At 31.9% G+C, this 19466-nt stretch carries 19 protein-coding genes and 1 pseudogene; all 20 read right to left on the minus strand.

Going from position 1 to position 19466, the window contains the following annotated elements; translation table 11 throughout:
- Positions 1-122: 122 nt before the first annotated feature.
- Positions 123-1139 carry an Rpn family recombination-promoting nuclease/putative transposase gene (locus tag ACZ446_RS11225; protein ID WP_464392640.1) on the minus strand — a complete coding sequence of 339 codons (1017 nt, stop codon included), beginning with the start codon at positions 1137-1139 and terminating at the stop codon, positions 123-125.
- Positions 1140-1314: 175 nt separating this feature from the next.
- Positions 1315-2140: pseudogene (locus tag ACZ446_RS11230) on the minus strand (flagellin N-terminal helical domain-containing protein).
- Between the two features lie 288 nt (positions 2141-2428).
- Entirely contained in the window at positions 2429-2821 is a 393-nt protein-coding gene (locus tag ACZ446_RS11235; protein WP_464392641.1) for a hypothetical protein, read from the minus strand.
- A gap of 114 nt (positions 2822-2935) precedes the next feature.
- A complete protein-coding gene (locus ACZ446_RS11240) occupies positions 2936-3361 on the minus strand; it encodes a hypothetical protein (protein ID WP_464392642.1) in 426 nt (141 codons plus the stop codon).
- A gap of 15 nt (positions 3362-3376) precedes the next feature.
- Positions 3377-3955, minus strand: coding sequence for a hypothetical protein (locus ACZ446_RS11245; RefSeq protein ID WP_464392643.1), 579 nt, complete (start codon positions 3953-3955; stop codon positions 3377-3379).
- A 12-nt stretch (positions 3956-3967) separates the two neighbouring features.
- Positions 3968-4231, minus strand: a complete 264-nt coding sequence (locus ACZ446_RS11250; RefSeq protein WP_464392644.1) for a hypothetical protein — start codon at positions 4229-4231, stop codon at positions 3968-3970.
- An 86-nt stretch (positions 4232-4317) separates the two neighbouring features.
- Positions 4318-5715 carry a flagellar filament capping protein FliD gene (gene fliD / locus ACZ446_RS11255; RefSeq protein ID WP_464392645.1) on the minus strand — a complete coding sequence of 466 codons (1398 nt, stop codon included), beginning with the start codon at positions 5713-5715 and terminating at the stop codon, positions 4318-4320.
- Between the two features lie 16 nt (positions 5716-5731).
- A complete protein-coding gene (locus ACZ446_RS11260; RefSeq protein WP_464392646.1) occupies positions 5732-6103 on the minus strand; it encodes a flagellar protein FlaG in 372 nt (123 codons plus the stop codon).
- Between the two features lie 91 nt (positions 6104-6194).
- Positions 6195-7859, minus strand: a complete 1665-nt coding sequence (locus tag ACZ446_RS11265; protein WP_464392647.1) for a flagellin N-terminal helical domain-containing protein — start codon at positions 7857-7859, stop codon at positions 6195-6197.
- Between the two features lie 3 nt (positions 7860-7862).
- Positions 7863-8030: a hypothetical protein gene (locus ACZ446_RS11270; protein ID WP_464392648.1), complete on the minus strand. Its 168-nt coding sequence runs from the start codon at positions 8028-8030 to the stop codon at positions 7863-7865.
- A gap of 298 nt (positions 8031-8328) precedes the next feature.
- Positions 8329-9339 carry an Rpn family recombination-promoting nuclease/putative transposase gene (locus ACZ446_RS11275; RefSeq protein ID WP_464392649.1) on the minus strand — a complete coding sequence of 337 codons (1011 nt, stop codon included), beginning with the start codon at positions 9337-9339 and terminating at the stop codon, positions 8329-8331.
- Positions 9340-9467: 128 nt separating this feature from the next.
- Positions 9468-10274 carry a hypothetical protein gene (locus tag ACZ446_RS11280; RefSeq protein WP_464392650.1) on the minus strand — a complete coding sequence of 269 codons (807 nt, stop codon included), beginning with the start codon at positions 10272-10274 and terminating at the stop codon, positions 9468-9470.
- 59 nt (positions 10275-10333) lie between these two features.
- The gene (locus ACZ446_RS11285; RefSeq protein WP_464392651.1) at positions 10334-11194 is read right to left on the minus strand and encodes a tyrosine-type recombinase/integrase; all 861 of its coding nucleotides are present in this window, start codon (positions 11192-11194) and stop codon (positions 10334-10336) included.
- Positions 11195-11477: 283 nt separating this feature from the next.
- Positions 11478-12188 carry a hypothetical protein gene (locus tag ACZ446_RS11290; RefSeq protein WP_464392652.1) on the minus strand — a complete coding sequence of 237 codons (711 nt, stop codon included), beginning with the start codon at positions 12186-12188 and terminating at the stop codon, positions 11478-11480.
- 108 nt (positions 12189-12296) lie between these two features.
- The gene (locus ACZ446_RS11295) at positions 12297-12710 is read right to left on the minus strand and encodes a hypothetical protein (protein ID WP_464392653.1); all 414 of its coding nucleotides are present in this window, start codon (positions 12708-12710) and stop codon (positions 12297-12299) included.
- Entirely contained in the window at positions 12679-13062 is a 384-nt protein-coding gene (locus ACZ446_RS11300; RefSeq protein ID WP_464392654.1) for a hypothetical protein, read from the minus strand. Before ACZ446_RS11300 ends, ACZ446_RS11295 begins: the two co-directional genes overlap by 32 nt.
- Positions 13063-13079: 17 nt before the next feature.
- Positions 13080-14843, minus strand: coding sequence for a DNA polymerase (locus ACZ446_RS11305; protein WP_464392655.1), 1764 nt, complete (start codon positions 14841-14843; stop codon positions 13080-13082).
- 106 nt (positions 14844-14949) lie between these two features.
- Positions 14950-17625, minus strand: a complete 2676-nt coding sequence (locus ACZ446_RS11310) for a toprim domain-containing protein (RefSeq protein WP_464392656.1) — start codon at positions 17623-17625, stop codon at positions 14950-14952.
- 155 nt (positions 17626-17780) lie between these two features.
- Positions 17781-18284 carry a hypothetical protein gene (locus ACZ446_RS11315; RefSeq protein WP_464392657.1) on the minus strand — a complete coding sequence of 168 codons (504 nt, stop codon included), beginning with the start codon at positions 18282-18284 and terminating at the stop codon, positions 17781-17783.
- Between the two features lie 467 nt (positions 18285-18751).
- Positions 18752-19447: a hypothetical protein gene (locus ACZ446_RS11320; RefSeq protein ID WP_464392658.1), complete on the minus strand. Its 696-nt coding sequence runs from the start codon at positions 19445-19447 to the stop codon at positions 18752-18754.
- Positions 19448-19466 lie beyond the last annotated feature (19 nt).

Here is a 19466-nt window from a genome sequence, read left to right on the forward strand (position 1 = left end):
GTTAACTGTAACACACTACAGATATTATATAAAAAGAAAACCACCTACTGGTGGCTGAAAGTTTGGAGATTAAATTATATTTTTACTAAAGGTTGGTTTTGTTAATAATAGCTTCACAAGATTTAAACTTTGAAAGTTAATTTTTCTTTAAGCTCTTCTAAAGAATCAGATATTCTTATGGCATTTTTAATTTCCGTTAATTTTTCATAATCATTTATTTTTTTCATATCTTCTGCAAAAACTTTACTTGTTAAACCAAATTTCAATTCCAAAGAAAACCCAATCATTTCTTGCATTGCTTCTATTCTACCTTCTACTTTACCTTCTATTCTACCTTCTGCTTTACCCTCTATTTTACCTTCTGCTTTTCCATCGTGATAGATTTTTTCTGCAATTGTCATAATAACAGCACTCCCTTCAGCTGAAATTTTTTTAGTCTTTTGATCTAGCTCACTTAAGGAAATTTTATCTCCTACATTCAAAATATACTTAACTACAGTTTCTATATATTCAAGTCCAGTCGTTTTTTCCTTTAATTTAGTTAAAAGCGGTAAAATCTTTCGCAATCCCTCATCAAAATCATCATCAAAAATATGTGCTATTAAATTTAAGAACAACTTTAATTTGATTTGTCCCTTTATTTCTGCATCAGAATACCTCGAAAAATCATAAATTAAATATTTGTAATCAGTCATATAATCTGAAATGGCTGCTGGTACAGGTTGAACTAGGTCTGATAATCTGCTGCCATAATTCCATTTTCTCTCCCCATGATAGATGAGGATAGGAATAATAGGAGGAAGCTTTTTATTTTTAGTCTGCTTATGATAAAGTTTCCAAATATCTGTAATATAGCCCAGCATCTGTACAGGTGTCATCTTATCAGAATAGCTTTTGTGTTCGAATAACAAATAAATAAATCCGTCTCTGCCATCTATACTTACATTATACAAAATATCAGAAAAACTTTCATCCAATTTCTTATCAATAAAACTATCTTTAGCTACTTTAATATCTGTTAAATCAATTTTCTTTAAAATATCATCCGGTAAGTAATTTCTTAAAAAATCAACAGCAACTTCTCTATCTTCAAGAGTGCTTTTAAAAAGTGCATCATGCGGATTATTTATAATATCCAATTTATCCCCTCCACTCCATTTTAGATCTAATTATTATATCATTTTGTTTAAATATATTATATCATAATAAAGTGAGTAAATAAAAAAAACCACCTATTGGTGGTTGAATAATTTAAAATTAGAACTTATAATTTCTAAATATTAGTTCTGTTCCCGAAAAACTCACAATTAATTTTTAAGCTAAAAGCTGCAAGATAGTCTGAGGCATTTGATTTGACTGGGCTAAAATTGCAATTCCAACTTGAACCAAAATCTGATGTCTCATTAAATTCATTATTTCTTTGGCCATGTCTACATCTGAAATTCTAGATTCTGCTGCAGTTAAGTTTAATTCTGTAGTCCGTAAATTATTAATTGTATGACCTAAACGACTCTGCACAGCTCCTAATTTAGAGCGCTCTGAAGATACTTTTTTTTAATGCTTCATCTAAGAACTCAATTGACTCAGAGGCTTTCTCGTGGTCAGTGACTTTAATTGCTTTCCCATCATTATCTACAATATCCAGTGCCTCTGCTCTCATATCAGAAATCTGAAGTTGAAGTGTCTGGCCCTGATTAGCTCCAATCTGGAAAACACCATCAAAACTACCGTCTAGAAGTGTTTTAGTGTTAAACTGATTATATTCTGCAATAGAAGTTAATTCTTCAGCTAACTGATCAATTTCTAATTAAATATTGGCTCGGTCTTCACTGCTATTATTATCATTTGCTGCCTGGACTGTAAGCTCTCGCATCCGCTGCAGTATAGAGTGGCTTTCTTTAAGACCACCTTCTGCAGTCTGAATTAAAGAAACAGCATCCTGAGCATTACGCTCAGCCTGGGAGAGACCATTAATTTGAGCTTTCATTTTTTCACTAATAGCTAAACCAGCTGTATCATCTGCAGCACTATTAATTCTTTTACCTGATGAAAGGCGCCTAAAAGATTTAATTACTGAATTATGGTTTTTCATGAAATTATTATAAGCGTTAAGGGCTGCTATATTTGTATTGATAATCAATTCAACACCCTTCCCCTGAGTTACGTTGCATTAAATGTAGATAAATATTCTCTCATTGGTTATATGATTAAGTTTAATTATAATCTACTTAATCCAAAATCTAAAAATTTAATATCCTCTTTTTTTCGATAAGTAATATTATTATTATATTTTCATTTTCGAGTTGAATATTAATATCTTTAATAATTTTTCTAAATATATAATTAAGTTGGATTATCAACAACTCTTTATAAAACATTATATATCTATTGTTAGGCCAACTGAGCCAATTTTACTTATTTTCAAACATTAAAATTTATTATAATTATTTCTTTTACAATTTTTAGGTAAATAAATTAATAATTCTCTTGATTCCTCAATAAAATTTTTATTTTTAAAAACCCGTGTTGTTATTACAATAGATATTAAATTTTCAGAATTAAATTCTGGTTCAGTGTAAGGTTTTTTAACTCCGAACTTTATATTACCTAATATAGCTTTTCCCTCTTGTACAATAGATTTAAAAAATAAATCATTTATTTTATCTTTTTGTAAAGTTATTTTTTCTTTAAATCTTTCTGGATCACTTAAAAAAACAATATCATAATCATTATATGTAAGATTTTTTACTATACAACTAATTTCTTCATCCAATAATTTCGTTTTTTTCTTAATTTTTGACTTTATTCTCTCTTTGCCCATATTATTATTCCCCCTAAGCAAGTTGAATTGTTTCTGGTTCACAAAATTTATTGATTTATATTGAACAGTGAAGCTTGTCTCAAAATATTTGATATATAATATGTTTCCTTAAAATTATCCCTGCTCATCTAAAACATGCTCTTCCTTCTTATCTTCAGCGTAGATAAAGCGATCTGAACCAGAGGCAGTCATTTTAAGTTGAACCTTGCCTATTCCGAATTCTTCATTAGCTTTATGCTGAATGGCAGCCTGAATCTCTGTTAGATTATATTCTCCCGGATCTATTTTTAGAGCTTTATTGCGGTTGTTGTGGTTAATAAAAAATATATTATTGCTGTTGTTGATTTTGATTGGTCTTTTAATTGAATCAAAAGCTGCAAAGTCTTCTAAGTCATAGGTGACTTTTTCTGGCTGCTGTAATTTGATAAATTTGTCACCTTTTTCTGGTTGAGTTTTATTTTTTTTAGGCAGATTTAATTTCTGGACAAGGAGATTTTTGATTTGGGTTAGAACAGAATTAGATTTTTCCACAGCAGACATATTTGGTCACCTCTTTTAGTATTCTTCTAATAATTCTTGATTAAATTCACTTAATTTATCAATGTATTCGACCATTTCTACTTCCATTAGGTCTCCCAGATAATCGTAATCTTCATTCTGCAATGCAATCATAGCTCTGTTCAGTGCCTGGATAAAATCAGTTAATATCTTATTACCTTTATTTTTTAGCTCTTCCTTATCTATTAAGGACATTATACCATTGATAACTTCCAGATACCACTGGATACCTTCTAAAGTCTTATCCAGCAGATCAGAAGCATCTGCTTCCTTCCTATTTTTAAAAAGTTCTGCTGAGTTATTTAAAGAATTTTTTAACTTTGGCAGATAGTTTTCTGCTTCTTTAAGGGTTTCAGTTATTAGCTGCTCAACTTTTTTGCTTTCAAATTTTATCTTATCTATTCTTTCTAGATCAAGTTGACTTTCCTGAAAGAACTCTAAAGAAACCTCAACTTCATCCAAGTGGATTGTATCTATTATTTCATTGTCCAATTTTAATTCTACAAGCTCTAAAACATCATTTTTATCTATTAAAGATTCTACTTCTATTTGATTCTCGTTTATGTATATTTCCATAATTTTATCCTTTCATTCGTCCAATATTTTTTCAATTAAATCATTGATATCCTGTCCCTTTATTTCATTTATAATTGGTTTCTTTTCATGAAGATATGTAACAATCTGAGCTGAATTATTATCAACATCTAATATAATTTTTGCAGTCTCAAAATTTTTTTCAATACCCAATTTATGAATTAAATCTTTATTTTTCTCATTAACTTTCTTAAATAACTTATTATTAACTTTCTCAAAACCAATGTCTAATAACTTCTCTATAATATCATTATCCAAATTGATTACCTCCATAATATAATTAAAGGAGATCGGCCTCTATTAAACTCACCAATCTCCTCCAAAATTATTAATTACTATCATATTTACATCATACTACTAGCAGATGATCCTCCCATATTCTGAAGTTGACTCATCATCCAGCTCTGTTGGCTCTGCATTTCAGAAATAGCAGTCTCCATTGCAGAAAACTGATCCACATAACGTTGATGGGTCATCTCTACTTTTCTCTGTACATCTTCTATATCATCATTTAAACCTTCTATTCTATCATCAAAAAATTCTAGCCTTCTAGGAATAAGACCTGTATTTGATTGAAGAACCTGGTCAAGATAGCTATCCATGCGAACCGCCATTCCATCATAACTGTCACTATCTGATTTTGCGGTAAAGAGATCGATAACTTCTTCTGGATTATTCTCTAAAGCTTCAGTTAATTTTGAGCTATCCAAACTCATTACACCATCTCTATCTATTTCTATACCAATTGAACCTAAAGACTGATAAGTTCCTGTATCTTTAACTTTTGAAGTAACAAGTTCCCTTAACCTCATTTGAAGCCTCATAACAGTTCCATCACCCTGTAGAATACCAGCTTTTTCAGTTTCAGGATCGTAACCACTTTTGCTATCAATAAAACCCATCACACTATTATATTGATCTACAAAACCCTGAACTGCTTTTGTTGTTTTCCCAGTATCTTTAGCTACTGAAACCATGGCACTACTATTTACCGCTGCCTCAGGATTAATATTAAAAGTTACTCCTTCAACTGCCTCAGAAAAAGTATTAGTAGAACTTGTTATATTATCTATACCATTTATTTCTATTTTGGCATCATCAGCTTTTTGTGGTTCATTTATTATTTCACCACTTCCATTTAAAATACCTATTTCACCTAAAATTCCACTATTAGAAGAAATAGTTGGACCTCCAGTATCTGAAGCATCTTTTAGAGCATTATCAATTCCTGTTTCAGAAGTTTCAATAACTAATCTATTATCTACTATTGAAGCTCTAACACCAGCCTCAGCATCATTAATGTTATTACTAATCTCAGTTAAAGTATCCCCTGCAGTTACAGCAATATTTGTACCTTTGATTGTAATAGTATCATCAATAGATGCTGTGTAATCATCTGCCTTCTTAGCACCAAATATTCTTTGATTCTTAGCTGTGCTTTTAATAGTAACATTATAATTGGCTTCTGCAGTAGAATTAGTTGCAGTTGCTGTAACAATATCTTCATTACTTGAATTTGCTGATCTTGAATTATAGGTTGAAGACAGTTTTAGATCTGTTAATTTATTTTCTAAACTATCAAGTCTGCTGTTAACATCACGCCAGGCACCTTTAGTTTGTTCCAGTTCTGATATTTCTTCTTGATAGTTATATATTGGCTGTTGTTCTAACTGAACTAATTGATCAATTATAGAAGCAGTATCCATACCGGTAGCTAAACCACCAAGACTTAAATCACTCATTTATAACACCTTCTTTCTAAACCGTCTCATCTATTAAAATTCCTACCATCTCATGAATTCTAGCTTGCAAATCAAGCATTTCTTCCGGTGGCAGTTCTTTAATTACTTCATCTGTATTTAAATCAACTACCCTAACCATCATCTTTTCTGTATCTTCATGAATCTGAAAGGAAAGACCTTCTTTAACTTTATCTACTATTTCATTTATATCTTTAACTGATTCTCTGACTTCATCTTCAAGTTCTTGCTCGGAATATTGCTCTTTTTCTCTAAGAGATTCAGGCTTGCAATCACTATTATCATTTCTATTAACTCTAGTGTTTTGATTATTACTGTTATTATTATGAATCTGACGGTTGGAAAGAGATTCAACACTATCTACTTTCATAATAGCTTCCACCCTTTCTTTTAAAAAAAGCCAGCCGGAAAACCGGCCGGCTCTATTGTTGGTCTATATCTATATTATTCTCTTCAAGAAATTAACCGAGTAACTGTAGTACTCCCTGTGGTAACTGGTTAGCCTGTGCCATCATAGCTGTGCCAGCCTGACTTAAGATCTGAGACTTAGTAAAGTTCATCATTTCTTTAGCCATGTCTACATCAGAAATTCTAGATTCAGCAGCTGTTAAGTTTTCTTCAGAAGTGTTAAGATTATTGATTGTATGATCTAAACGATTCTGTACAGCACCAAGCTTAGAACGTTCTTTTGATACACTAGAAATTGCATCATCTAGAGCATTTAAAGCTAATTCAGCCCCCCCTTGTGTGGAAACATCAAGATTGTTAATTCCTAATGCTGAACTTCTCATATCATTAATTCCAATACTCATACTTTGTCCTCTATTAGCACCAATCTGGAAGCTCAAAGCGCCATTATCAGAAGCCTCAGTCTGAGCTTCACTCAAACCAAGATCACTTACAGTTGTATCTCCATCCTTTTCGTTAAAAGTAATAGCTCCAGAAGGACTTGAAATATTAAATCTTCCATCTTTCGCATCAACAGTTATATCTTCAATAAATCCTTCATCCCCACTACTTAAACCAGCATTAGTATTATAAGTTCCAATAGCAGAATTAATTTTAGTTTCTATATCTGAAGCTACTGTATCTCCACTAGTAGTTCCTGCAGTAGCAGCAGCCAAGTTTCCTGTTTTTAGAGTAACTTCACCTATATTAAAGCTAAGGGTATCAGTAGCAGCTAATGTAAAATCTGCAACATTATCTCCAGTTGCACTTATATTACCATTTGCTCCATCACCGAAATAAGTATCTAAAACAGAATCTGCAGCTCCAGGCGTAAAGGCAATCTCAGATTCCTCACCTTTAACACCACTTTCTATAGCTAATTCACCAGTTGATGTTTTATATAAATCAACATTAGCTACTTTTGCACCTGCAGCATTATCTGAATTATACTCATCAATTGCTGAATTAATTGCACTTTCTAAACTATTTACAATATCTGAAACTTCACTGTCAGAAGCAGAAGTATTATCACTATCTAATAAAGCTCTTTCTGAATCGGATAAGTGCTTTGTCCAATCTACTTCTATATCATGCCCATCAATTGTAATGTTTTCTTTTTGATGTCCTGCAGTACTTGCAAAGTCTAAAGATGAAGCATCCTGTTTGATAACATTAGTTGAACTTTGAGAAGCACTGGTTTGTTCCATGCTAACTGCACCAGTTGTAGTATTTTCACCAGATACACCAGCAGTTCCAGCTAAATTACCATTCAAAAGTTTTTGAGTGTTAAATTCTGTTGTGTTACCAATTCTATCAAGTTCATTTTTTAATTGTGAAATTTCATCTTGAATATTTTCTCTATCAGCATCGGTATTTGTACCGTTAGCTGACTGGTTAGCCAACTCTCTCATCCTTTGAAGGATAGAATGGGATTCTTTTAGAGCACCCTCAGCAGTCTGAATCATAGAGATACCATCTTGCGCATTTCTTTGAGCCATTGCTAAACCTCTTGTCTGAGCATTCATTTTCTCACTGATTGCCAGACCTGCAGCATCATCAGCAGCACCATTAATTCTTTTACCGGATGACAACCTTGATAAAGACTTACTCAAGTTACTCTGTGTGTTTTTTAGCTGGTTGTATGAATTCAACGCAGCTATGTTTGTGTTAATTCTCATTTGTTATTCCTCCTTGAAATTTTGTGTTGTTCCTGGCATCCTTGCCAGTTCATCTAATTTGTTTTGGTTATATGAGCACCTACCCAGCAGCACTTCGGCCGATAGTGCTGCCAGCAGCGGTGTTTTAGTAACCATTACTAAATTTATTCCATTTTTTGAAGAAATAACCATCTATATAATCCCATGCCACACAAGGGTTCTCGGGGTAGAAGAAATAAATACCATTTGTTGTTCTAAAGATAAAATAAAGATAAATGTTGCTACCATTTGGAAACCTAAGCATAAACTAATGATAGTAAAGCTCTAGTTTTGGAACAGATTTTGTTACTGAAAATAAAAAAGCAACCGCTCTCTCCTGTAAGAAGAGTAACGATTGCAAAAAAATAACTGCTATCTATAATAGAATAGATAACAGTTTCTGAAAACATATTTTTCTGTTGGTCTAAAAACTAAGATAAAAACTTAAAATTTAAATATCAATACTCTTAACTAATTCATCTAAAGAATCATAATTTTTAATAGCTAATTTAATTTCTTTTAATTTTTCATAATCATCTATTTCTTTAATATCTTTTGCGAGAGATTTACTGGTCATTCCAAACTTCAAATCTAAAGCAAACTCAATCATTTCATGCATATTTTCAACTTTTCCTTCTTCTTTACCAACTACTTTTCCTTTTTCTATTCCTTCTTCAATACCTTCTTCTTTTCCATCATGATAGATTTTTTCTGCTATAGTCATAATAACAGCACTCCCTTCAGCTGAAATGGTTTTTGCCTTTTGATCCAACTCATTTAAAGAAATTTCTTCTCCAATATTTAAAATATACTTTACAACAGTTTCAATATACTCCAGCCCGGTTGTTTTTTTGCTTAGTTCAATTAACAAAGGCAGAACTTCCCGCAGTCCTTTATCAAAATCATCATCAAAAATATGAGAGATCAACTTTAAAAATAGCCTCAGCTTAATCTGTCCCTTTATTTCTGCATCAGAATAATTAGAAAAATCATAAAGCAAATAATTATAACCAGGTATATAATCTGAAATAGCCTCTGAAGTAGCTTCAAGTAATTCTGATAAGCTGCTTCCATACTTCCATTTTCTATCTCCATGATAAATAAGAATAGGTATAATTGGTGGTAGTTTCTCGTTTTTATTCTGTTTATTATAAAGCCTCCAGATATCTACTATATAACCAAGCATCTGGACTGGTGTCATTTTATCAAAATAGCTCTTGTGTTCAAATAATAAGTAAACAAATCCCTCTTTACCATCTATACTTACATTATATAAAATATCAGAAAAACTTTCTTCCAACTCTTTATCTATAAAACTATCTTTGGCCACCTTAATATCGGTTAAATCAATTTCTTTTAAAATACTATTGGGCAGATAATTTTCTAAAAAATCTACTGCCACTTCTTTATCACCAAGAGTTCTCTTAAATAAAGAATCATGTGGATTTTTAATAATATCCAATTTAGTCCCTCCATCTCTTTTAACTTCCTGTATAATTATTATATCATACTAATCATCATAGAAAAACATTTCCGTAATAACTAATTCGTTAAAACTTAATTTTTTCCTACTATTAAATCTATTTTATATCACTTGAGAAGAGAATTAACTGCATCTTTGTAACCATACTTCCTTAAATACTCAATAACAGCAGCTTCGAAAATATCTCTCTGAGATACATTCCTAACCTTGCTGAATTCTGTAACTAATTCAGCTAATCTATCAGCCATATAGACACTTTTGGTTTTGGTTGTTCCTGGCACTGCGAAATGTGGAATTTCTCCATCACTTTCTTCTCCATCCTCTGTAGCTGCTAATAGTCCCCTTAAGGAATCCATGTTTTCTTCTAAAAATTCCATCACTGGAGTGAACTTAGCCAGTTTTTCTGCAACATTGACCTGACGTTCAACCTGTTTTCTAATCTCTGCAGCAAGTTCTTTCCCATTAGTTTCTGGAGCTAGTTCTTCACTCTCTACCTCATCTTCCACTTCCATTTCAGATTGATGAATATAATTACGCTCTTCTGATGACCAGATGTAGTTCTGACGTTTCATAAAATCCGCTAAATCTTTATGGTCATTAAACCCTACTTTTTTAGCTAAAGATTTTGGATTACTACCCTCATCAGCAAACAAACTAATAATTAAATCAGCTTTCGATGATATACCAGTTAACTTCCTATTTTCAAATCCAGGGTCATCTACTTTTGGCACATAAGTACCACGATCAGCATCCCAGAGGAAGTTTTTTCTTCTAATATACATATCCATGGACTTATAGCTGGAATAATTAAGATCATCAGCTATCTCCTCTCTGGATTTCCCATTCTTTAAAGCTGTCAAAATATAGTTGACCTTTTCATCATAGATAGGCTGTTCTTTTTCTGTATCAGCCATAAATGTATTACCTCCTTTCATTAGGGTTCCCCTGCCTATAATAGCAGGGGATTTTGGTATTAAAGCACATTAACCGCTTCACTTAAATCATCAATATTACTATGAGCGTACAGGCTAGTTACAGAGATATTGGAGTGGCCTAATAGTTTTTGGATTTTATATATATTAATGTCATTTTTTACTAGTGTAGAGGCAAAGGAGTGCCTTAGCACATGTGCTGTTACCATTTTATTCCAATTAAGCTCTTCAACTGCTTCTTTCAGTTTCCGATTAATATAAGCTCCTGATAACTCTCCAGACCGTTTTGTAGCAAAAATATAATCAGAAGAAATATTGGGCCGTATATTTTTAAGATAATTAGTTAGTATCTCAAGCAGCTCATCACAGATTGGAACATCTCTGTCCCGATTGCCTTTGCCCTGGCGAACGTGTAAAACCTGATTTTTAAGATCCAGATCATCAAAGGTTAAATTAGTACATTCTGAGACGCGCAATCCGGAATAGTACATAGTCTGAACTGCAGTTTTTACAATCTGATGGTCTATTTTATCTACTAATTCTGCTACTTCTTCGGCTGTTAGGTAAACCCTCTCTTTTTTTCTGGTCTTAATTGGCTTTAAATCTTTGGCTAAATGTTCCTCTGTAATATGCTCTTCCTGAGTGAAATTGTAAAAAGAACGAAAGACAAAAAGTACTCTGTTCCGTGAGGATGCTTTGTAGCCATTTTCTCTAATATAATTAAGATAGCCTTTAAGCTCATCTTTCGTAATGTCCTCAACATATACCGGACCATTATATTTTGTCTCCAGATATTTACTAAAATACTCCATCTCATTTAAATAGCCTGTGATTGTCCACTTGCTTTTTTCATTGAACTTCAGATGTTTTTCGAATTTTTCTAAGCATTCATTCATCAGCATAAGCTAACCCCCTCTTTAAATTTAAATATAATACTCTAATCATAAATATAATATATTATCAAACATTTGTTTGAAACAGATAATTAAGTTTTATAATAACAGGAGAGGCAGCAATGTAAAAAAACTAAACCCCACCCCTTTTTCATCATTTTTTTTATAAATCTATTAAATAACTAAGGGCACATCTATAAGTTTCAGATTACTAAAATATTTAACTGAGCTATTTGTATTAGTAGAATTGGGGTTCTAGTAATGTCAGCAATAGCACTAAAGGAATTAACAGTTAAATATTAATTTTAAGTTTTTCTTCCATCTTTTTCTTTTTTAAATATTTCCTACAACCTTTACCTACCGTTTTTTCAATTACTTCATCTGTTTCATCTCCTAAGGGCTTATACTCTGATAACTGTTTGTAGAAATTAATACTAAAATCATTCCCACTTATCTTTTCTTCAATCAATTTTTTAATCTTAGCTTCACTTAAAAAACTTCTTACAAAAAATAAGTTCTTAGCTGATTTATTAATAGCTTCTAATGCAGTTTCTTCTGTTGGGTCCATTAGAAAATCTTCCAATTTCTTTTTTTCTAAATCTGTGAAATTCTTAAACGGATAAATTTTATAAATCAAATTAAAGTAGGGTACTCTGGTTTCATTATCTCTGGGCAGAAAAAACTTGCCCTGACATTCTCTAATAACTAATTTTTTTAACTTTTTCAAATTAGATATTGGTGTAAAATCTTTTACTTTAGAACCATTTAGCTTTAAGTGGGTTAAATTACTTAAGTTTTCAATTACAGTTAAATCTTCTATTCTATCATAAGTCAAATTTAATTTTTTAAGATTTTTAGCATATTCTAACCCGGTTAAATCATTAATATAGTAAAAACTTTTAATCTCTTTCAATTTCAACATATCATCTAAATTAATTTCTTCAGTAATCCCCAAATTTTCTTTAATCTCTTCTTTTAATTTTTTATCTGGTATATTAATCATTATTTTCAGCTCCCTTTTTTGTCAAAAAGAGACCAACTTCTACAAAAAGTATACTATTTTTTAGTTATCTTGGTAGAAGTGGCCTCTAGATTGCTATCCCTTACTCTGCTAATTAAAGTGCATTCCATCATAAAAGTCTGGGTCATCCCCATTTTTAGGTATAGAATCAATTACACTAGCATACCACTCGGCATAATCTTCTAATCTCACCTTTATTTTACCTTTTTTTATTACTGGTGGTAATACCTTATCTTTAATTAGCTTTTTTATATCCTGAACAGTATAGCATTTAATATTATCTACCATCTGCTGGGTATCTAAATAATCCCCTAGGTCTTCTAAATCATCAATGATAATGTCCTTCATTACCTCTTTTTCATTATAATCGCTTTCACCATATTTTTTATTCATTATAATCTCCCTTTCAATTCTGATTTTTAGTAATTCCCTTAGAGCTGATATCTCTAAGGGGATTAAATTATAAGACTGTTTAACAGTTGCCTTCCAACATTTTTTCATCAACTTTTTTAACTTCCCTGACATTTTCCCAAACATTACCTTTACTATCTTCATTGTGCTCAATTTTAATCAGACATTCTTGATTCAATAATTCCTCAGTATTCAAACCAGCATCATAATCTGGTTTTTCATCAGTTAATGCTACTATGAGGCTATATAAATTACTTTTTGAATGAAACGAATAATTATAACGTTGTGTAATATAATTACCGTTAGATAGCTCAAAAGTAATATCCAAAACATCGGTCATCTTTTCAAAATAGATTACATCTTGCAGATAATCTATAGAAGATATACTTGCCTCATGCCAGCCCTCACTATTATTAGCTCTCTTTTTCGGTGGTGAAATAATCAACTAAACCATCTCCTTTTTTAAGATTTTTTCCAGTAATCAGCAATAATCCCATCAACTTTAATAGGTACATCTTTAACAATCCTCTCCATTCCAGCTACCATCCATTTCTTCAGTTTTCTTAAAGCTTTTTTAGCTTCAGACTCCGGAACTTCTAATAAGATCTCATCATGTATCAGAGCAACTAATCTCCAATTATCAGGAAGCTGCTTATTCATTACAATCATCGTTTCTTTTAGTCCTTCAGCTGCTGATCCCTGTACAGGATAATTAAATAACTCCTGGTTATTTAACCTTTTAGTAGACCAGCGTTTACCCCCAAGAGTCTTAATATAATTTTTCTGCAGTAACTTCTCCTGCCATCTTCTAAGCCCCTTATATGAGGATAAGAATTTAGTTCTCAGTCTCCTGGCTTCATGCAGTTTAATATCCATTCCTACCATCTGTTTTAATCTTCTTTTCAGACCATCTGCTCCCATCCCGTAAATAAGCCCAAAGTTACATGTTTTAGCAATTTGTCGCTCTTCATTGGATATATTTTCTTTACCATATATTAGCTGAGCAGTTGTAAGATGCAGATCCTTACCATCTTTAAAGGCATTAATCATTTGTCTGTCCTGAGCTAATGAGGCAACTACTCTTAGCTCAACCTGAGAATAATCACAGCCCACAAATTTATTTTCTGCCTCTGGTTTAATAAATTTTCTAAATTGATAACTCAACTGCTGCAGATTGGGCTTTGAACAGGACATCCTGCCTGTGACTGACCCAAAAAGCTTCCAGTTAGCTCTTACTCTCCCATCTGCATCAGCAAAACCAATAAGTTTTGTATTTGAAGAAGTTAATTTCTGCAGCTTCTTGTAATTTCTGATCTTTTCTATTACTGGAAAGTCTTCTTCATATTTAGCCAGTGTTTCATCTTTAGTATTTGCTACTTTTGCTCCTCTATTATTAAGTGCATACTTGAGCTGCTGATGTGAATTTAAGTTTATAGTTGAATTTAACTCTTCAAGAATACTATTTTCCACCTTATCTTTTTTAAGCTCATACTTTTTTAATTCTGCAGCCCACTGTTTAGCATCAACATAAAGTCCATCTTTTATCAGCCGTATCAGCTGTGGTAAAGCATTTTCGTTTCTTTTAAAGACTTCATAAAGATTTTTATCAGTGATCTTATTAAGCAGATGCACTGCTAATTTAAGAGTCACCTTAGCATCATTTTCAGCATACTGATAATGCTTTTCTGTCAGCTCATCCTGCCAATTTGAAGCCTTTTGCAGCTTTTTTGAGATTTCAAGATTCAACTCTCTTTGAAGCACCGCTTTTAAAGAATGTCGCTGGTACTTCTTTCCCATAATCTGTGACATGAGCATTGTATCTGTATAGTTATTCACTGGAAATCCTTTAGTCTCTAAAAAAGGAACATCAAAAGCAGCATTATGAAACACCTTCTGCAGAGAAGAATCAGCAAGCTTATCTTTAAGGACATCTACATTAGTTGAGGCTCCACTTTCACTAGAGTCTGCCCATGAAATTAATTTAATTGAATTCTCTCGTGGGTTAAGCCCAGTAGTTTCAATATCTACAGCAATTAAATTCATCTTAACCTCATTTTTTAGTTCTGTAATCACCTCCCCCTTATTTTCTTTCAGCAAAGTTAAAAACTTTTTAGTTTCATCAGGATCTGGTACCCCCTCTAAATACTTCCAGTGTATTTTTGTACCATCTGTTTTAATTCTGAACCCTGCCATTCTCAGCTCTCTAATCAATCTTGAAGCATTCATTTAATCATCACCTCAAATTTATTTTAATTGTCGTCGCAGCTGCCTTCTTGTAGCTACAATCACCTTTACGGCGGGTAAGTCAGCAACGACGGCTATATTTATAAATTTAAATCTTCCCACCTGTTTTAACTAATTTCAAGTCCTGATTTTCTGTTTTTTCTTCTTCTTTTTTTAAGACAATATATCTGGAAGCATTTTTACCACTCTCTTTGCCCTTCTTAAAAATTATATTCTGCTCATATAAATTGGACTTTATCTCATTTAATCTTCTTGACAGAACAGAGGGTGAACCAGGCCAGTCATTCTTCCTGGTATTTATATGCAGGTCAATAGCTACATCCTCTAATTCCTGCAATAATTCAGAAGCCTGACCTTTAAATTGCTCATTTTTCTCTAAATATTCTAAAACTGTTAGTGCCAGACTTTGGTTCTCAAGCATTTCTCGGTTGATATCTGCCATGTTTTGTTCATACGCATTTACAAAAGCTTCTTTACCAAACCCTAAAACTTCAGCTATTGCCGCTCCCCAGAGCATAAAATCCGCCATGCGGGGGAGATTGTCTATTTCAATATCATTGACAATTGGTTTAGCCTCAGACAATACTTTAACCATAGCTCCAAAAATTCTAGGTTTTAAAGACTCCATTTTTTCTTTAACTGCAGCTGCTGTCAATCTATGATTGCTTTTAATTCTTTCCATTTTCAAAAGCAACATTCGATCCTGAAAATCTGAGAAATCCATACCCAATCTGTTAATGGCATTGATTATGATCACTCTCTTAAATGAGAAAAATTGGGAACCTTGATCAGTATATAATTTTCTTCTTTCATCATATTCTCCAGTTACAGCTGTGCAGGCTAATCTAATAAACCAATCTTTAACTTGATTTACATTATCATACAGACAGCAGTAATGATGGGCCATCTGTTGGACTGTATTTTTCTCCTTCCTCGGTTCTTTAAGTGATTTCAAGATAGAAGGATCGATTAAACTACGGAGAAATCTAGTAAAATCTGTCTTACCAGCACCTTTCTCACCCTGAATGTATAAAATTGGTTTAGGTGATTCCGGGACTAAAGCAAAGGGAAGATAGCAGCTGAGTAGGATCTGTTGATTTTTATCAAACTGACTAAAGAGTTCAAACATTTCAGCTATTTCTCCTGCTGGATTAGGTTTCACCTGAGGTAGCTGATGATCTTCAGTTAAAAATATTGGCCTTGCTTTATTAATTATCTCCCACTTACCATCTTCAACTTTTATTACCTCCCCTTCATTATTAGCTAAATCATAGTAAAAATTTTCATCAGCTCCAGCAACTCTATTTTTTAAACTAACTTCAATTCCTGAGCTTTCAGCTTCTGAACTTAAATTATCGATGAATCTTTTTACAAAATCCTGAGAAGGCAGCTTCGAAGTTAATTCTCGTAATTTAATAAATGTAAAGCTTTTAAATTTCTCACTTCTTATATTTAAAAGCTGTTGCTTCTCATTATCTTCAAATTGAGCATAATTCCCATTGAGTTGATCATGAAATAATCTAAAATTATTTCTGTAGGCGTTATATATTTCTAGTAAATCACCTGGCTTGCCGTCGTCATTTTTACCAGATTTAAGGCTATCTAATGTTGATCGAATGGCACCAACACTCAAACCAGTTTCAGATTTAATACCACTTAAAATAGAGATGTAATATTCGAGTTCAGCTGGACCATGTTTATTTAGCATAGGTGCTATCTTATTTTTAAAATACCCTACTGACTTAAGTGACTTACCCTGGTGTTTTAACTTATTTATCCTGATATCAACTAGTTTTTGAGCATTTTCAAGCTTACTCTTTACCAGCTCTTTAAATTCATCTTTCGACATTTGTAAGAATAGATCATTTGGGTCAGTCCCAGGCTCATCTTCTAACTCAACTATTTTAGCTGCAGTAGGAAACTCTTCAGCTATCTTCTCTGCAGCTTTTTTGCCAGCCTGATCACTGTCCAGCATTAGATGAAAATTATCTAGTTGCGATAATTTATTCTTCTGGCTTCTTGTTAAGGAAGATCCTAAAATTGGGCTGCTGTCAAATCCTGGCTGGGCTAAGGTGAGGTAATCAAAAATTCCCTCTACTAAAACAACACCATTCTTAACTTCACCAGCCAATGGTTTCTTCCAGCCTTTTGGAAAGCAATATTTAATCTCACTCTTATCTTTATAATCCCAGGCCATAAAATATACTGGAGTGCCTCCCTCATAGAGTGGGATAATGACCTTATCTGCAAAGTTTGAATAAAGCTTTCCATTTTTATTTCTTTGGGCTGCCCCGAGCTCTATCATTTCATCTTCACTTAAGTCAATCTTGTTTGGCTCGTGATACCCCATTTTGAAATTATCTATCATATCATCAGTTAATCCACGATTTTTAAGAGCTTTCCTCTGTTCAGGTTGCAGCATCTTATTACATTGACCCAGATATTTATTTAGTAATTTTACTCTAAACTGCCTTTTTTCTTCTTCAGCAGTTAATGGCTTAACTTCTACATCATATTTTTTAATTAAAATCGACTTAGCTTGATCTTCAGGAATACCTTTTATTTTCGATAACAACTTCACCGGACCCATAATACCACATTTAGACCAGCATTTAACTATATTTTGACCATAGTTAATGCTGGCACTAGGATTTTCATCTTTATGATCATGAGATGGGCAGTTAAACTTTCTATCTTTTTGAATATTTAAATCTGTAAAATCTGATAGTATTTTTTCAACTTCAATCTCATTAACTTTCCCCAATTCTATCACCCTCCAGTTTGAAATTTATGCTGCCGTACCGTCGTTGCTGTCGTTAATTATAACTCCCTGGAGCCACTTGTTTTACTACTTATATTATGGGTCCAGGAAGTGTTTTATTGTACCAGAAAATAAAGCATAATTTTAAACTACTACAATCACTCTTTTAAAAATAACTTCCTAAATGTTGCATCTTTTTTACTTTCAACAGCTGGTGAATCTCCAAACATCCCAAAGTCAATCTTAGCATCTGCAATTTCTATTTGGTCAATGAAATTTTTAAAGTTAACCAAAATTTTAAGATATTCTTCTACTGTATCCAACTCCAATAAGAAATCAGGACAAAAATCTGCAGTTATAATCGGCCCATCTTCATGCTCAAACTGGAACACTTTATATGGAGTTAGCGGCAATGTCTGCAAATGCTGTTCTATTGAATCAGCAGCAGCTGTCACCCCTATTTTAGTTAGATGCTTTAATGGAGTTTTCTGATAGTTGTTAAAAGAACAACAAAGCCTATAAATTGGGCCTCGGTTTATTAGACCTTCAATTTCTTCAAGATCTGAAATAGTTAAATTTAATTCATTATACTCTTCCACCAAATCCTCAAAATTGCTATTCTTTACTTCTGAACCAGATAATCTTCTTTTTTCTTCTCTCATAAATATTACCTCCTTGGGTTTATTTTTTGCTTCTAAAATAATAATAACAAAAATTTTTGAAATCGCTCTATGGTAAATTCCAAAATATTTTTTATCAAAAATTTTCCCTTATTACTACTAAAAACATTAAAAGCCCCATTGATCTCTTATTTAGATCAATGAGACTTAATTAATATTTATTAAAAAGCCCAATTACTCTTTTTGAAAATAACTATCTAAATGTAGCTTCTTTTACTACCAACAACTGGTGAAACTACAATTTTTTTAATGCAATATAATATGAGCTACTGCAATAATAGAGAATTTAATTTTACTTCTAACTACATAATAACAATCATTTTGGAATCTATCACGGGGAAAAATTATAATTGTTTTTTATCATAAATTTTCTCTTATTAGTACTAAAAACTTTAAAAATCCCATTGATCTTTTATTTAGATCAATGGGACTTAATCAATATTATCTAGTTATAAATATTCTTTAAATTTTTCTTCCAACATTTCTTTTTCAACTTTATAAACTGGATCTATTCCGATCTTATTCTCTAATTCAAAAATAATTTTTTCTTTAATGTACTTTAATCTGTTTTTAGATTTATGATATGCTTTAATTTTTAAATTATCAGGTAAAGATAAAAAAGCAATTGCTAATTCTGCTATTTCTCTATCAATTTCTTCAACTTTTTTAGATTTAGAATTGGGGTTTATTATTTTATATATATCACTCATCATATTTAGAGCAAATACTTCCCAGGTAACATTTGAAGTTTTATAAAAGTGACATTTATTACTCTTCCAAACATATCGATATTTTAATATTGAATTTTCTAAACATCTCATTAATAAATCTGCCTTTTCATAAGAACGACTTTTACCTTTGTATATATTATAAAAATATTTATGATCAAAAATCTCAAGTAATAAACACAAAAAAATATAGGTCGATAAATTAAATTGATAAGGTTCATATGGATTTTTAGGCTTGCTTTGGTCTAGATTCAAAAATTCAGATGCAAAATTACTTTCTTTAAGTATTGTAGAGGCATTTAAAAAATCAATCAGATTGTTTAATTTATTTTCAATTGTATCGTCTGTATATTTACTATCAAAAAAATTTTCTGTTTTTGCCATTTCAACTATATCTTTTTTAGAAAAATATATCATTTAAATTTCACCTCGAATA

The organism is Halanaerobium sehlinense (assembly GCF_055379485.1).

What these genes read in the sequence shown, in the direction of transcription:
- fliD (WP_464392645.1), bottom strand. Translation starts at nt 5,715, where the DNA reads ATGAGTGATTTAAGTCTTGGTGGTTTAGCTACCGGTATGGATACTGCT.
- ACZ446_RS11305 (WP_464392655.1), bottom strand. Translation starts at nt 14,843, where the DNA reads ATGAATGCTTCAAGATTGATTAGAGAGCTGAGAATGGCAGGGTTCAGA.
- ACZ446_RS11270 (WP_464392648.1), bottom strand. Translation starts at nt 8,030, where the DNA reads ATGGTTATTTCTTCAAAAAATGGAATAAATTTAGTAATGGTTACTAAA.
- ACZ446_RS11260 (WP_464392646.1), bottom strand. Translation starts at nt 6,103, where the DNA reads ATGAAAGTAGATAGTGTTGAATCTCTTTCCAACCGTCAGATTCATAAT.
- ACZ446_RS11290 (WP_464392652.1), bottom strand. Translation starts at nt 12,188, where the DNA reads ATGATTAATATACCAGATAAAAAATTAAAAGAAGAGATTAAAGAAAAT.
- ACZ446_RS11240 (WP_464392642.1), bottom strand. Translation starts at nt 3,361, where the DNA reads ATGTCTGCTGTGGAAAAATCTAATTCTGTTCTAACCCAAATCAAAAAT.
- ACZ446_RS11315 (WP_464392657.1), bottom strand. Translation starts at nt 18,284, where the DNA reads ATGAGAGAAGAAAAAAGAAGATTATCTGGTTCAGAAGTAAAGAATAGC.
- ACZ446_RS11320 (WP_464392658.1), bottom strand. Translation starts at nt 19,447, where the DNA reads ATGATATATTTTTCTAAAAAAGATATAGTTGAAATGGCAAAAACAGAA.
- ACZ446_RS11280 (WP_464392650.1), bottom strand. Translation starts at nt 10,274, where the DNA reads ATGGCTGATACAGAAAAAGAACAGCCTATCTATGATGAAAAGGTCAAC.
- ACZ446_RS11285 (WP_464392651.1), bottom strand. Translation starts at nt 11,194, where the DNA reads ATGCTGATGAATGAATGCTTAGAAAAATTCGAAAAACATCTGAAGTTC.
- ACZ446_RS11265 (WP_464392647.1), bottom strand. Translation starts at nt 7,859, where the DNA reads ATGAGAATTAACACAAACATAGCTGCGTTGAATTCATACAACCAGCTA.
- ACZ446_RS11245 (WP_464392643.1), bottom strand. Translation starts at nt 3,955, where the DNA reads ATGGAAATATACATAAACGAGAATCAAATAGAAGTAGAATCTTTAATA.
- ACZ446_RS11235 (WP_464392641.1), bottom strand. Translation starts at nt 2,821, where the DNA reads ATGGGCAAAGAGAGAATAAAGTCAAAAATTAAGAAAAAAACGAAATTA.